The sequence below is a fragment of the Pseudomonadota bacterium genome, from assembly GCA_039024915.1.
In the GTDB taxonomy this organism is placed as follows: domain Bacteria; phylum Pseudomonadota; class Alphaproteobacteria; order Rhizobiales; family MH13; genus MH13.
This window is the reverse complement of record JBCCPK010000005.1, coordinates 378408-390635: the sequence shown is the minus strand read 5'-3', so window position 1 is coordinate 390635 and position 12228 is coordinate 378408. Positions and strand designations below refer to the sequence as shown.

The window sequence follows — 12228 nt, the reverse complement described above, 5'->3', positions numbered from 1 at the left end:
GAAGGCGCTTCAGCCTGGCATTCTCCTTCTCCAGATCTTTCAGGCGCTTCGCCTGATCAACCTTCATGCCGCCATACTCCTTGCGCCATCGGTAGTACGTCACCTGCGTCACTCCAAGCTGCCGGACGACTTCGCCAACGCTGGTGCCAACCACTTTGTTGTTTTCGTCAACTCAAGACGCAGGCTGTCGCAGCTTGGCTACAATTTCGATGAAGGGCGCGAGCTGCAAAATCGCGAAGACCTCGCCACCTTCTGTATTGCTTACGCCGCCGACCAATCGACGTTTCATGTAAGAAACCCGTTTGCGGCGGGTGGGGTTTACGAAGATCCCGCAACCGGCGCGGCGGCGGCGGCCATGATTGGCTATCTGCGTGACATGGGTTGGCTGACGCATGGCGAAGTTGAGATTTTGCAGGGGGAAGACATGGGCCAACCGTCCCGTATTCTGGCCGAGTTCGAGGACACTCCGCACAGCCCGGTTCGCATTATCGGAGAGACTCGCTTGATACAGCGTGAAGCTGCCTAATCCGGCTCCCCTCGGTGAACGACTGATTTTGCCAAGGGAAGGCTGCCTACCATGCACATAGGTCTCATCGGCGGGATCGGAACGGCCGCAACAGAGCACTATTACCGCCTCATAACTTCAGCGTCGGAAGGCATGAGGCTCACCATCGATCATGCCCAGTTGACGCTCTTGAGCGATAACTTGAAGCGTGGCGCGGCGAAGGAGCACGCGGCTGTCTTCGCCGATCATATCGACTGTCTAAGGGCGGCGGGGGCGACGGTCGCCGCGGTCACATCCGTCGCGGGCCATTTTTGCATCGACGAGCTTTTGGACCACGCGTCGCTTCCGGTGGTGAGCATACTGGACAGCATAGACGCTCACCTCTCAAAGCTTGGCTACCAGCGCGTTGGACTACTTGGCAATCGGCTGGCGATGGAAAGCCGACTGTTCGGCAAGGTGACCTCAACCGAGCTCATCGTGCCCGCGGGAGAGCAATTATCGCGTGTCGGCGAAGCCTATGCGGAGTTGGCGCGAACCGGCGTATACACCGATGAACAACGAACGGTTTTCGTGAACGCTGCTCAAGAGCTAGCTGCAAATGGTGCCGACGCGGTCTTGCTTGGCGGCACCGACCTGTTCCTAGCCTTCAAGGGTGAAGCGACTGACTATCCTGTGGTCGACGCGGCGCAGGTGCATGTCACCGCCATCTTGGCGCGTTCAGACGTCTAGAGCGCGAAAAGTTCAGCGAAGGCATCTGCGCCCTGCTTTGAGAACGTCACAACGCGGCTCGTCTCTTCTCGCTTGGCCCATGAGAGCTCTTCAAACCTCGCAAGAAAAACGCGGCCAAGACTGCCTGCGAGATGCGACCTGCGCTCACTCCAGTCCAAGCACTCGCGGCACACCGGAGACCGGGCATTCCGCAACCGGTCGATATCGATGCCAAACTCACGAACAAAAGCCGTCCCGGCTTCCGTCAACGCCAATTCTCCAGCCACGATGATAAGATGCTCGCGAGCAATCATGCTGTCGAACATCTGCGTCCCCATATCGCCGGCCAAATGATTGTAGCAGACCCGGGCTCGGCGCAGCGCGGCGTCTTTTGGGCCGGTTCGCTTGCGAAGATGCCCTGCTCCAGCCGCAAGGCCCATCAACCCCTCTAAGACGTGGGCGACGTCCTCACTTGCAAGGCTGAAATATTTGTGCCGCCCCTGCTTTCGCACCCGCAAAAGCGAAGCATTGGCGAGCTTGGAAAGGTGCGAGCTTGCCGTCTGCATTGTGACGCAAGCCTCTCCCGCAAGCTCACTGGCGGTGAGCGCTTTCCCGCTCATCAAAGCGGTCAGCATGTTTGCGCGCGCCGGATCGCCGATCAGCGCGGCAACATGGGCAATGTTGGGACCTTCTTTCATAGTTCGACCGTAATCGAAACATCAGCGCAGAACAAACGGGTAAGTTCGCAAAATCACATGAGTAGGAGGTCTTCATGCTGACGTGTATCATCCGCTATCAGATCGACCCGACCAAAAAATCGCAGTTCGAGCAGTACGCGCGCAACTGGGGGCAAGCGATCCCCCGCTGCGGCGCCGATCTGGTTGGCTATTTCGCACCACACGAGGGATCCTCCACCCTTGCCTATGGCGTCTACAACATCGCCAGCTTAGCTGCCTATGAGGCCTACCGTGATAGGCTGGCTTCAGACCCAATAGGACAGGAGAACTATGCCCTTGCGCAGCGGGAGAAATTCCTGCTCCGCGAAGACCGCACGTTCCTCAAACTAGCCTCTGCGCCGCACGGGGGGCGGCCATGATCGCAGTGATCTTCGAAGTGATACCGGCAGACGGCCGAAAGAGTGACTATCTGGACATCGCAGCCCAGATGAGGCCCCTATTGGATCATATCAGCGGGTTCATCTCCGTCGAGCGCTTCCAGAGCTTGTCCGACCCTTCCAAGATCTTGTCACTATCGTTCTTCGAAGATGAGCGCGCCATCGAAGAGTGGCGCAATCTCAAGGCCCATCGGGGTGCCCAAGACAAGGGTCGGCGCGGTGTGTTCGACGATTACAAGCTGCGCATTGCCAGTGTTGTCCGGGACTATGGGATGTTCGACCGGACACAGGCCCCAATAGACAGCCAAGACGCGCACGATCCGCTGCCCTAAGCCCTGCAACCAGTTCGGAAAATGCCGGCTGCTGTCCAATTACGGGGCCCACACCAGATTGAGGCGGAGATGACCGATCTAAGCAAGTACAACGCAAATTCCGGCACTCTGGTACCGGTCTTTACAATCGAAGTACAAACCTTGCCGGAGGACACCAATCGCATCCTTGATGAGGTGATGAAGGTCCATCTTCTGAACTTTGGCCGGTACCAACGAAACGCCAGCATCTCCGCTGTTGGCAAAGAGACTTCCCAGCCGGAGCCAGACTCAACCACGACGACACATGTGGATGGTTTTGAAGCGGGTGCCACTGAGACCTACCCCATGGTGGAGCTCAAAATCTCGATTGAGCGGGATCTGACCGCACTTGGCAAAGTGATGGATGCGATCATCCATGCTCACCATTATGAAGAGCCCGTTATCTTTGTTCGAGAGGATTGGGCGAGCAGGGCTGCCTACAACGCCCGCAGCGACAACCCAAACCGTTGGTGGAACAACGGTAAGGGGCTTCCACAGCGGATCGAATGACAAGATGGATCGTTTCGCTCAGCGGGACCGATCAGCGAGCCACTTTTCCCGCCAAGGGCTTCTGAAAGGAAGCCAACAGACAAGCGCCCAAAAGGATAATCCCTGCAGCCACAATGCCAGAGCTGAGTGTACCGGTGGCATCTCCAATAAGACCCGCTGCGACCGGGCCGATCGTCTGCCCGACTGCAAAGACCAGGGTGAACAGGCTAACCGCCTTTCTCCATTGCGGCTCTGGCAAGTTCTTTCGACTGAAGGCAGTCACCGCGGCAGGCCCGACAAAAACCGCCAGTCCAAACAAAAAGCTGGAAAGCACAAATCCAAGAGCGTCAGGCATCATTACCGGACCGAGAGTTGCCAATCCCGTGATGGCGCAGGCCATGGCTAATGGTAACCCAGACGCGTTCTGAGCCAGGATTGGACGCCATGCGAAGGGCGAAAAGATGATACCCAGACCGATCAAAACCCAGCCCAATGAAAGGACTGCCACGCTTAAGCCGATGGATTGCGCCCAGGCGATGACGAAGGTCAGGTAAACAGTGTGACCGGTGGCAAACAGGCCGTAACTGAGCAACTCGAACAGCATTTCTCTGGTCGGGAGACGCGCTTTGCAGTCAACCATGTGCGATGAAACATGCGCCTGGCTCGCTGCCCAGATAGAGACCGGCGCCAAACCAAGGCTGATCACGCCAAGACCGATCCAAACCAACGGCCACAGGGCGGGACCGTGAAGGTGAAAAAGGCCGGGCAATAATCCGCCGCTGAGAACCATACCAAGGCCAGCCCCGCCAAAGTAACCCGCTATGGCCACGGCGTTCTTCCTTGCATCATCGGGGAAGAGCGTTGCGGCCATGGCACCACCCGCAATGAATACCGGGGCGCCCGAAACGCCAGCAAAAAAGCGCCAAAAAGTCAGGTACCAGAACCCATCACTCAAGCCGCACATCAACAGGCTCGTACTAGTGACAAGGAGCCCGGCCGCAAACATCCGGCGCTCAGAAACTCGACCAATGATTGCGAAGGCCAGCAACGCACCGCCAATGTAGCCCAGCGCGTTTGCCGTGTTGATCCAGCCGGACTGCGTGTAGCTCCATCCAAGATCAGTTTGCATGGCAGGAAGGATCAACCCGTAGGCGAAGCGGGCGAAGGCGTTGCTAACGGTTACCCCAAGAGCCAAGCCAAGGACGATCCACCAATTGCGCGACACCGTCACCGACGGCTCGACTTCACAAGGGATTCCGCCGCGCTTTGGGCCAGATGGATAGGTTTGTCAGATTGATGGATGTATGCCCCGACGACCCCTCCATCCCACAGCAGCGCAATTTGTTGGGACAGGGTCTTGGGATCGTCGCAGTACCCTTCACCCAAAGCGTCCTGAATGTTCTGCGCGATCCAGTCTTTGTGTTGCCGCGCAAGGTGGTGCAGCTTGCTATCAGGCGCCGCCGTTTCGATCGCGAGGTTGACAAAAGCACACCCTCGAAAGCCCGCTTTTGATGCCTGCTCCAACGCGACCGCAAAGAGCGCCCTCACCTTATCCAGCGGCTCATGGGAAGCGTTTTGCGCGTTCTCAATCGCGGCGCGCCGCAGTTCTGTTTCCTTCTCGAACACCGCCAGGATCAGCTCCTCTTTGGAGGCGAAGTTGTTGTAGAGCGTCATCCGCGCAATATCGGCCTTCGCCGTCACGGTGTTTATGCCGGTCTGAGGGATGCCTTGTGCCAAGAAAAGCTGTCGGGCTGTCGCGAGGAGGCGATCTTGGGGCGTAGATTTGACAGTTTTAGACATATCGGTCTATCTAATAAAAAACGCGTTTTGTCCAGCCGTGATGGTCGGGCTAACTCGATAACGTATCGTTTCGTGAGGGCATGCTTGGCTTGGCATCAGGCCTGCACGCATAGGGCTGATGAACTCAGTTCGTCGCCATCAGCCCAGACCCGCATAGGCGACCGCCATCACCACGATACCGCCGAGCAAATCTCCAGCAATGCTCGAAAACGCTGCGCGAAGCCCTCTAGACAGCGCCTGCTCCGAGGTTCAGTCGATCGGTGCTTGAGTCAGAAGTACCTCACTTTCTTCTTGCTTCACCGCCCCTATCTGGCAACCCTGCGTAGAGGGACGAACGATGAGCCATCCACCCAAGACACTCTTCTCGCCGCTTGAACTACCGAGCGGTGCAAAGTTGAAAAACCGCATCGCCAAGTCTGCGATGTCGGACTCCCTTGGCGACGGTTGCGGCAACCCCTCCGACGAGCAACTCAGTCTCTATGAAACGTGGGCCCTCGGCGGGGTTGGACTATGCATCATAGGCGAGGTTCAGGGGGATCCGAACTTTGCTGAGAAACCAGGCAATCTGGTTCTGAGGGCTGACGCCGATCTTGACCGCTTCCGAAAACTTGCAGCGGCAGGGTCCGCTGATGGCTGCCAGCTTTGGTTGCAACTGGGTCATGCTGGCGCGCTGGCGCACCCGCCAATTAGCACGCCCAAGGGACCAAGCGTACTCGACATACCTGGCCTCGCCTGTGATGCGCTCTCGATTGCAGAAGTAAAAAAGCTCCCGGCAGCGTTTGCGCAGACCGCGAGGCTCGCGAGTACGCTTGGCTTTGAAGGTGTCGAGGTACACGCCGCCCACGGGTTCTTGCTCAGCCAGTTCCTGTCGCCGCTCTTCAACAAGAGGGCCGATGCCTATGGCGGCTCGCTGGCCAACCGAATGCGGCTGTTGATGGACGTGATAGCGGCCATCCGTGATGCCGTTCCGGCGAGCTTCTCAATTGGGCTGAAGCTCAACGCGACAGATAATCTCGTCGGTGGCTTCACGGAAAGCGAAGCATTGGAGGTGATTACGGCAATCGACGGAAGCGGTGTCGATCTCGTCGATGTCAGTGGGGGAACCTATTTCCCAGGTGCGCGCTCCGCGTCCGATACGCAAAGCTCAGGGGCTTACTTCCTCGCGTTCGCGCTTGAGGCGCGAAAAAGAACATCGATCCCAATCATGGCGACGGGCGGCTTCAAGAGCTTCGAGCAGGCTCGCGATGCCATCGGTTTGGGCGTTGATGCCATCGGCCTCGCTCGGGCGCTGATCCTTGATCCCCAGCTGCCAAACAAATGGCGGGCCGGGCGGACAGGAGGCCCGACGTTTCCACGCTTCGCTGATCCCCCGGAAGGCGGCGTCACTGCCTGGTACACGATGGGCATGACCCATTTGGCAGCCGGAACCCCATTGAAGGACGCTCGCGACCTACACGACATGGTTTCCATCTATGAAGGCCGCGATAAAGCGCGTGTGTCATCGTGGAATCAACGCTTTCACCCTGACTGGATGGAACACCGCAAAAAGGCCTAACAGGCGACTTGGAGATCGCATGAAACCGACAGATGCACCTACTGGCGGATGCACAGGCGCCGCATTGAAGCGTCAGACCGATGGGCGGTGTCCGGTCCCTTCAGCTAAGTCGGAGCCGTTTCCCTTTTTTGGGAAGCGCCTGAAACGCCAGCGCGTTGCGGCTGGATTGAAGCAAGACGCTCTGGCGACAGCCATCGGTATCAACCAGACAACAGTCTCGCGCTGGGAACAGGGCATGCAACTTCCCGACTGGGAAACGCAGGTACGTGTCTTTGAGGAACTTGCAAACCTGCGCGCTGACGATGCCGCACTGAAGAGGCTAGTCGAAAACACACGTGATTGCGTGCATCTCGTTGATGAAGCAAGCCATGTCTGTCTGGCCTACTCGATGTCCCGCGCTGAAGACTGGAGGGCCAACCAGCGAGAACTTCTTGGGGTTTCGCTTTGGCAGTTCGCCACAGATGAAATCCGCGAGGCGGAGAGGGAACTCAACGAGACTGGCTGGTGGGATGAATTGATGCCGCAACCCAAGTCATTCAAGACGTCAGGCCGCAGCTACCCTGAAATCAACATCAGTGCTGGCGGGATCATGTGGGAGCGCATTTACCTGTCTGACGGCACACCAGCCCGCCTGGTGACGGGCATCTAGCACCGCGCATAATTTATGCGTCGCCTGCGAGGTCGTCGGGCGGTACTCCAACCGAATGATGGTCTCACTGTTTGCGATTTACAGGGTCCTGCTGCTTTATTTGGCCGGGATCGCAGCTGCATCGCAGTTCGCCAAAATCGCCATCCCTTTTGCATCCTTCCAGGACCTCTACCCGGACGCCGGTAGCGAGGTTGGCTGGCTGCTGTCTCTCATCAGCTTGGTCGGTGCAGTGTTCGGTATCGTTGCCGGCAACCTGGTTAACCGCCTTGGGGCCCGGCGTCTGTTGCTTGGCGGTCTCGTCCTCGGCAGCGGCCTGTCACTTTGGCAGGCGTCCATTCCTGCGTTCGCCCCGATGCTGATTAGCCGGTTGCTGGAAGGCGGTTCTCACCTGGCGATTGTGGTTTCCGCCCCCACCTTGATCAGCCAGCTCACGCATCCGCGCTTCATGGGCGCTGCCATGACGCTGTGGAGCACATTTTTCGGCGTTGCCTTTGCCATTGTTGCTTGGATCGTACTCCCGCTGATTGGCGCTGGCTCTCTTTCAGCGCTGTTCGTCGGTCATGGGGTCTTGATGCTCCTTATCGCTGCTCTGATTGTCGTGAGTGTGCGGAACCCAATTCAATCCAACACGACCGCCACGGCTGCACGTTCACCAATCCTCGAGTTGCATCGACGGGTCTACAGCTCCGTCAAGCTGAGCGGTCCGGGCCTCGGTTGGCTGATTTACACGCTGACATTCGTCTCGATCATCGCGGTGCTACCTGCGCAGTTGCCCAGTGACGTTGCCAACCTCGCGGCTGGCTTGATGCCGCTGGTCAGCATTGGTGTATCGCTGTTCTTCGTGCCCATACTTCTCAGGCTCGTCTCGAGCCTTCTCGTCGTTGCACTGGGCTTCGCGCTTGCGGCGGCGTTCATCGTGGCGAACGTGGCGCTTGATCTGCAGCTCGCATTTGCGGTCGGGTTGTTCGCCATTCTAGGCCTTGTCCAGGGCGCAAGCTTCGCCGCGGTTCCTGAGCTCAATGAGAGCGTGCCGGACCGTGCCTTAAGCTATGGGTGCCTCGCGCAAACCGGCAACATTGGCAATTTGCTTGGTACGCCGCTGCTTCTGTTCCTTGGCCGTACTTTTGGTGACGACGCCAGCTACCTCGCTGTAGCCGGGATGTACGTTCTCGGCGCCGTGCTTCTCACCGGCGTCTATCGAGCGACAAGAGAACTGGTAGCAAAGCGGGCATAGCCGAAGGTCGCCTATGCGGACGAAGCTGCCTTAGATTATTAGATTTTGAAGACCGCTGTTTAGGCAACTGGTTCAGTCGCCACCGTCCCCATCGCCGTCGCTAGCCCACTCACCACCTGGTTCCCGAGGGTCTCGGTCTGAAGTGCGCACGCCCCCATGCCATTCGACCCAGACGTAAGTTCCATCTTCTCGTTTGCGGAGTGATTTGCGACGGACCCGGTTGCGATAGAGCGTGAAGGCGATAACGCCGACCACTAGAATTGCGCCGAGAGTGCTGAACTGCCATCCATCTTCAGAGTTCCAACCTAGCAACTTTCAAGCCCATACGCACTCTTTGCTTCGCCATTTACCAGACATTCGCACGGTCCAAAGCATTCAGCAAAAATGGGCTCAGAGCCTACGTTCGCAGCGTCGCGGAACGCTCCCTGACCCCACAGCTTTGGAAGCACCAAGAATGGTTTTTTGGCACGTGTTTTTTGAGGTGGGGGTGCGTAGGCTACTCTGCTAAACAGCTCTCCCTCCCCCGCTTAGAACTGGGCCATGACACTGGCAGCGAGAGGGAACTTTGCCAGGGCGAGGAAGCGACATTCGGCGGAGAGCGTTCTGAAGCTGCTGCGCGAAATTGAGCTGCAGCTGCCAGCCGGCGATGAGGTGACCTCAGGTTGCCGGAGCGTCCGGATCAGCGACGCGACGTCTTAAATATAGAGCAAGAGGTTTGGCGGGATGGGGCGGTCTCAGCTGTCCATGATGAAGAGCCTCGAGAAAGAGAACGCACGAATGAAGACGATCGTTGCGGAGCTCGAACTGGACAAGTTGATCCTCAAGCAAACCCTCTGCCACCAAAAGCCCGGGGCCTGACCACACAGGAAAGGCGTCAGGCCATCGGCATCGTCCACGACAAGCCCAGCAATGGTCGCAGCTGTAAGATACTCACGGTTCTCGATGAGTACACCCGGCAGGCCTTGGCAGTGACCGTTCGCCTCAAGATCGGAGCGGACGACGTCCTCAAAGTCCTCCAGCCGCCGCTGCTCAAGCATGGTTCGCCCACATTCATCCGTTCAGACACTGAGGAGGGGGACCGTGGCCGAAGGCCGCGTAAGCCGCCGCATGAGTATGCTGCAGAAGCGATGCAGAACTGGCTTCGACAGGCGGGCATCAAACCGGTCCTCATCTATCCGGGATCGCCCTTGCAAGAACGGATCCAATGAGCGGGGTCAGTGGAACATGGGCGCCCACCGCAACACGGTGAAGTTCGCGATTCCTTTGAGCGCCTTTATGCTGCGCCTGGACCGTATCCGCCAGCTTGAAGAATGCCGCGATCTCGTCATGCAACTTGATCGTATGGGCTTGCTTCAAGACGTCGAGGAAATGGCCAACCACGACTACCGCGAGGATTTCGAGACCTTCAAACCGCTTTTTGATCAGGTCGAGGACGAGCTGGTTAGAGGCTTGCGCATCATGCGGCGGATCAAGATGATCAGGCCAGCGGCACGATCTGCGTTCTGCACAGCAAGGCCGTTCGACGGGTTGTCACTGAGCACCGCGACGTGCTGCACAAGGTTGGCATCGCCAGTGGCAAGGTCGAAAGGCGGATTGCCAACGCCAGGAATGATCCGACTTTTCTTCTAGCTGATGTCGAGACCGTTACCCGTCACGAGCTCTTTAATATCGGCCGAAGCAAGTTAGAGATGCTCATCCTTCGGGTGGTTGAGCCCGCGTGTCTTGACATCAAAGTTAAGGACCGGTTTCGCCCTCCCGTCAGTCCGCGCGAATGGTTTCTGGTTCCGCTTGCCTCGATTGATGAAGCAGTGCGAAGGATCGAAGGCGGAGTGATGATCGAGGTCAAGTCTCACCCGAAGCAGGCGCGACCGGTGTCAAAGTGACCTGATCGGTGGTTACTGTATGGTTGTTTCCGTAGCTCTGCCCCGAGACCGAGTTCCCTTAGGTCATTGATATAATGACGCAACGGTTCGAACAACGCTCGGACCCACTTTTGAATTTGGTTGCCGCGCTCGAAGGTCTGGCGCACCCGAGAGGATTCGAACCTCTGGCCTCTGCCTTCGGAGAAGAGCGGACAGGCTCTAAGTAGTCTGATTTCATTGGATTACCTATCATTCTTCCACCCGGTTTTACCCCTCCGACGCCATGATTGCGCGGACAATCTGCGGACAACATCAGGTCCCCTCCGAAGCGCTTCTTAGGAAATCGGGATGCTGGTGGGCGTAGGTGCGCTCAAGCGTCTCAAGTGACATGCCAAGGAAGCCGCTTGCCTCGTACATGGAAACGCCGTTTTGCATGAGCCATGTCGCGCAGGTGTGCCTCAAGGTGTGGGGACTCACGTCTTGCAGGCCAGCCCGTCGGCATGCAGCGGCGAAGCCCTTTTTGATGTCCTTGATGCGCTTGCCATCTCGGTTAATTACGAACCCCAGTTCGCTTCCGCGCAGCCTGGCGCGGCGAAGCTGGTGCAGCACCTTTCGCGGAATGGGTATTCGCGATCGACGCTTGTTGGTGCGTTTGCGCCCTGGCTGGTTGAAGTCGATGCGTCCGCTCTCGAGGTCAACTTGTGACCAGCGAAGACTCAGGATGGCCTCTTTGCGCGCGCCAGTACGCAACCCGAGCACGATAAACAGCGGCAGATATAGGCGCACCGTCGGCTCTCGCAGGGCAGCATTCAATAGACGGGCCGCTTCACGCTTTGTGAGCCATCGATCCTTCGGTTCTGGTCGGTCCGGAAGCTTGACATGGATGGTCCGCGTGAGTCTGCCCTCCTGATGGGCATGGTTGATGGCAGCACGCAACACGCCCAACTCGCGCCGCACCGTTCCCGCAGATCGACCGCGCCACCTATCGTAGGCAGCTGTGGTTTCGCTTGTTACGTTCGCGGCTGTCCGGCCCTCCCAGAACTCGGCAAGTGGCACAAGCGCGTAGGCTATGCGATCGACCGCGACGACGGTGGCGGCCTTCGCTTCGGCGTAGTCAACCAGAAGGTCTGTAATCAGGACTTCATCGGGAGCACGTGGACCAGCCTTTCGCTGCCGTTGGTGCAAGAACTCCGCGAGCGCGATTTCAGCCTGCTGGCGGTCTGCAGTGCCCGTGCTGCGCTGTTTGCTTCGACCGCTTTGCGTCCAGACGATGTAGTAGACGCCTCGCTTCTCGAGGAAGTGTAGACGGGGGCCTTGGTTTCGACGGGGCATGCTGTCTCCGTATTCTCTGAAAGGAACCGCTCCCACGCTTGACGATGAACCATCTTCCTCTGGCCGACCCTGACATACGCGAGCTGGCCATCACGGATCAGCCGGTCAACCTGCGATCTCTTGAGATTTACCTGTTCCGCGAACTCTCGAACGGTCAGCAGTCTCAAGGCATCATCAGACATGGCATTCGCTCCAGGTTGTATGCGGCCGAATCGCCAAGCAGGCCATTGCGCCAGCGCTAGACGATCTTGAGGGTGGGCCGCTCACCCCGAAGGAGGCTGGCGCAAATGCCTTAAACGGCGTGTCCGTCGAGCCGAACGCGGGCGGTTGTTGCGCCGGCGGCGGCTGCCTCAACAGCAATGCCAATTCTCCGGTTACCACTCGATGTTGACGTCACCGCTCTAGCCGTCGCATCCCAATAGATCCGGTCTCCGAATGCGTATGACTGCCCGCTGGTTTTCGCGAGATCAAAGACACCCTGCGTGTGCAGAGCAACGTGATCTCCTTCGGTTTGGGTGGTCGCAGCCACGCCAAACAAGTAGCCAGAGAGCAATCCCTGGCCGCTTAAGATCCCACCAACTGGGGTTTCAGTTGTGATGACATTGCCTTGCTGAACAAAGTTCTTCATGG

At 58.1% G+C, this 12228-nt stretch carries 16 protein-coding genes and 1 pseudogene; 10 read left to right on the top strand and 7 right to left on the bottom strand.

What is annotated here, in order from left to right:
* A pseudogene (locus AAF739_12385) lies at nucleotides 1–124 on the bottom strand (transposase).
* Between AAF739_12385 and AAF739_12380 the strand changes: the two are divergent.
* On the top strand, nucleotides 74–526 hold the full coding sequence (locus AAF739_12380; GenBank protein ID MEM6383465.1) for a PhzF family phenazine biosynthesis protein: 453 nt from the start codon (nucleotides 74–76) through the stop codon (nucleotides 524–526). The pseudogene AAF739_12385 and the gene AAF739_12380 overlap by 51 nt on opposite strands.
* 51 nt (nucleotides 527–577) lie before the next feature.
* Complete coding sequence (locus AAF739_12375) at nucleotides 578–1234, top strand: aspartate/glutamate racemase family protein (protein ID MEM6383464.1); 657 nt, start codon at nucleotides 578–580, stop codon at nucleotides 1232–1234.
* On the opposite strand, the gene AAF739_12370 is transcribed toward AAF739_12375, so the two are convergent.
* Nucleotides 1231–1911 (bottom strand): winged helix-turn-helix domain-containing protein, encoded by a 681-nt coding sequence (locus AAF739_12370; protein MEM6383463.1) that lies wholly within the window; start codon nucleotides 1909–1911, stop codon nucleotides 1231–1233. The genes AAF739_12375 and AAF739_12370 overlap by 4 nt on opposite strands.
* A 74-nt stretch (nucleotides 1912–1985) precedes the next feature.
* On the opposite strand from AAF739_12370, the gene AAF739_12365 reads away from it, so the two are divergent.
* The 3 genes from AAF739_12365 to AAF739_12355 all read left to right on the top strand — a co-directional run bounded on the left by AAF739_12365 (nucleotide 1986) and on the right by AAF739_12355 (nucleotide 3187).
* Nucleotides 1986–2309 carry an NIPSNAP family protein gene (locus tag AAF739_12365; protein MEM6383462.1) on the top strand — a complete coding sequence of 108 codons (324 nt, stop codon included), beginning with the start codon at nucleotides 1986–1988 and terminating at the stop codon, nucleotides 2307–2309.
* Nucleotides 2306–2659, top strand: coding sequence for an antibiotic biosynthesis monooxygenase (locus AAF739_12360; protein ID MEM6383461.1), 354 nt, complete (start codon nucleotides 2306–2308; stop codon nucleotides 2657–2659). The genes AAF739_12365 and AAF739_12360 overlap by 4 nt, the downstream gene beginning before the upstream one ends.
* Nucleotides 2660–2728: 69 nt before the next feature.
* The gene (locus tag AAF739_12355; GenBank protein ID MEM6383460.1) at nucleotides 2729–3187 is read left to right on the top strand and encodes a hypothetical protein; all 459 of its coding nucleotides are present in this window, start codon (nucleotides 2729–2731) and stop codon (nucleotides 3185–3187) included.
* Between the two features lie 31 nt (nucleotides 3188–3218).
* Here the strand turns inward: AAF739_12355 and AAF739_12350 are convergent, their stop codons facing one another.
* Together AAF739_12350 and AAF739_12345 are read right to left on the bottom strand one after the other, a co-directional pair.
* Nucleotides 3219–4397: a YbfB/YjiJ family MFS transporter gene (locus AAF739_12350; GenBank protein ID MEM6383459.1), complete on the bottom strand. Its 1179-nt coding sequence runs from the start codon at nucleotides 4395–4397 to the stop codon at nucleotides 3219–3221.
* On the bottom strand, nucleotides 4394–4966 hold the full coding sequence (locus AAF739_12345; protein ID MEM6383458.1) for a TetR/AcrR family transcriptional regulator: 573 nt from the start codon (nucleotides 4964–4966) through the stop codon (nucleotides 4394–4396). Before AAF739_12345 ends, AAF739_12350 begins: the two co-directional genes overlap by 4 nt.
* A gap of 337 nt (nucleotides 4967–5303) precedes the next feature.
* Here AAF739_12345 and AAF739_12340 point away from each other — a divergent pair, with 337 nt between their 5' ends.
* From AAF739_12340 to AAF739_12330, 3 genes are read left to right on the top strand one after another with little or no spacing between them, the layout of a single operon-like run.
* Nucleotides 5304–6521, top strand: coding sequence for an oxidoreductase (locus AAF739_12340; GenBank protein ID MEM6383457.1), 1218 nt, complete (start codon nucleotides 5304–5306; stop codon nucleotides 6519–6521).
* A gap of 19 nt (nucleotides 6522–6540) precedes the next feature.
* On the top strand, nucleotides 6541–7170 hold the full coding sequence (locus AAF739_12335; protein ID MEM6383456.1) for a helix-turn-helix transcriptional regulator: 630 nt from the start codon (nucleotides 6541–6543) through the stop codon (nucleotides 7168–7170).
* Nucleotides 7171–7225: 55 nt separating this feature from the next.
* Nucleotides 7226–8404 carry an MFS transporter gene (locus AAF739_12330; GenBank protein MEM6383455.1) on the top strand — a complete coding sequence of 393 codons (1179 nt, stop codon included), beginning with the start codon at nucleotides 7226–7228 and terminating at the stop codon, nucleotides 8402–8404.
* Nucleotides 8405–9138: 734 nt separating this feature from the next.
* On the opposite strand, the gene AAF739_12325 is transcribed toward AAF739_12330, so the two are convergent.
* Complete coding sequence (locus AAF739_12325) at nucleotides 9139–9441, bottom strand: hypothetical protein (protein MEM6383454.1); 303 nt, start codon at nucleotides 9439–9441, stop codon at nucleotides 9139–9141.
* Nucleotides 9442–9679: 238 nt separating this feature from the next.
* Here AAF739_12325 and AAF739_12320 point away from each other — a divergent pair, with 238 nt between their 5' ends.
* Complete coding sequence (locus tag AAF739_12320; GenBank protein MEM6383453.1) at nucleotides 9680–10033, top strand: hypothetical protein; 354 nt, start codon at nucleotides 9680–9682, stop codon at nucleotides 10031–10033.
* Nucleotides 9952–10287: a GIY-YIG nuclease family protein gene (locus AAF739_12315; protein MEM6383452.1), complete on the top strand. Its 336-nt coding sequence runs from the start codon at nucleotides 9952–9954 to the stop codon at nucleotides 10285–10287. Before AAF739_12320 ends, AAF739_12315 begins: the two co-directional genes overlap by 82 nt.
* Nucleotides 10288–10578: 291 nt before the next feature.
* On the opposite strand, the gene AAF739_12310 is transcribed toward AAF739_12315, so the two are convergent.
* Both AAF739_12310 and AAF739_12305 read right to left on the bottom strand, forming a co-directional pair.
* Entirely contained in the window at nucleotides 10579–11598 is a 1020-nt protein-coding gene (locus tag AAF739_12310; GenBank protein MEM6383451.1) for a site-specific integrase, read from the bottom strand.
* A gap of 292 nt (nucleotides 11599–11890) precedes the next feature.
* A complete protein-coding gene (locus tag AAF739_12305; protein ID MEM6383450.1) occupies nucleotides 11891–12226 on the bottom strand; it encodes a DUF2190 family protein in 336 nt (111 codons plus the stop codon).
* Nucleotides 12227–12228 lie beyond the last annotated feature (2 nt).

What these genes read in the sequence shown, in the direction of transcription:
- AAF739_12370 (MEM6383463.1), bottom strand. Translation starts at nt 1,911, where the DNA reads ATGAAAGAAGGTCCCAACATTGCCCATGTTGCCGCGCTGATCGGCGAT.
- AAF739_12360 (MEM6383461.1), top strand. Translation starts at nt 2,306, where the DNA reads ATGATCGCAGTGATCTTCGAAGTGATACCGGCAGACGGCCGAAAGAGT.
- AAF739_12320 (MEM6383453.1), top strand. Translation starts at nt 9,680, where the DNA reads ATGCTGCGCCTGGACCGTATCCGCCAGCTTGAAGAATGCCGCGATCTC.
- AAF739_12325 (MEM6383454.1), bottom strand. Translation starts at nt 9,441, where the DNA reads ATGCTTGAGCAGCGGCGGCTGGAGGACTTTGAGGACGTCGTCCGCTCC.
- AAF739_12375 (MEM6383464.1), top strand. Translation starts at nt 578, where the DNA reads ATGCACATAGGTCTCATCGGCGGGATCGGAACGGCCGCAACAGAGCAC.
- AAF739_12310 (MEM6383451.1), bottom strand. Translation starts at nt 11,598, where the DNA reads ATGCCCCGTCGAAACCAAGGCCCCCGTCTACACTTCCTCGAGAAGCGA.
- AAF739_12305 (MEM6383450.1), bottom strand. Translation starts at nt 12,226, where the DNA reads ATGAAGAACTTTGTTCAGCAAGGCAATGTCATCACAACTGAAACCCCA.
- AAF739_12345 (MEM6383458.1), bottom strand. Translation starts at nt 4,966, where the DNA reads ATGTCTAAAACTGTCAAATCTACGCCCCAAGATCGCCTCCTCGCGACA.
- AAF739_12355 (MEM6383460.1), top strand. Translation starts at nt 2,729, where the DNA reads ATGACCGATCTAAGCAAGTACAACGCAAATTCCGGCACTCTGGTACCG.
- AAF739_12335 (MEM6383456.1), top strand. Translation starts at nt 6,541, where the DNA reads ATGAAACCGACAGATGCACCTACTGGCGGATGCACAGGCGCCGCATTG.
- AAF739_12340 (MEM6383457.1), top strand. Translation starts at nt 5,304, where the DNA reads ATGAGCCATCCACCCAAGACACTCTTCTCGCCGCTTGAACTACCGAGC.
- AAF739_12330 (MEM6383455.1), top strand. Translation starts at nt 7,226, where the DNA reads ATGATGGTCTCACTGTTTGCGATTTACAGGGTCCTGCTGCTTTATTTG.
- AAF739_12365 (MEM6383462.1), top strand. Translation starts at nt 1,986, where the DNA reads ATGCTGACGTGTATCATCCGCTATCAGATCGACCCGACCAAAAAATCG.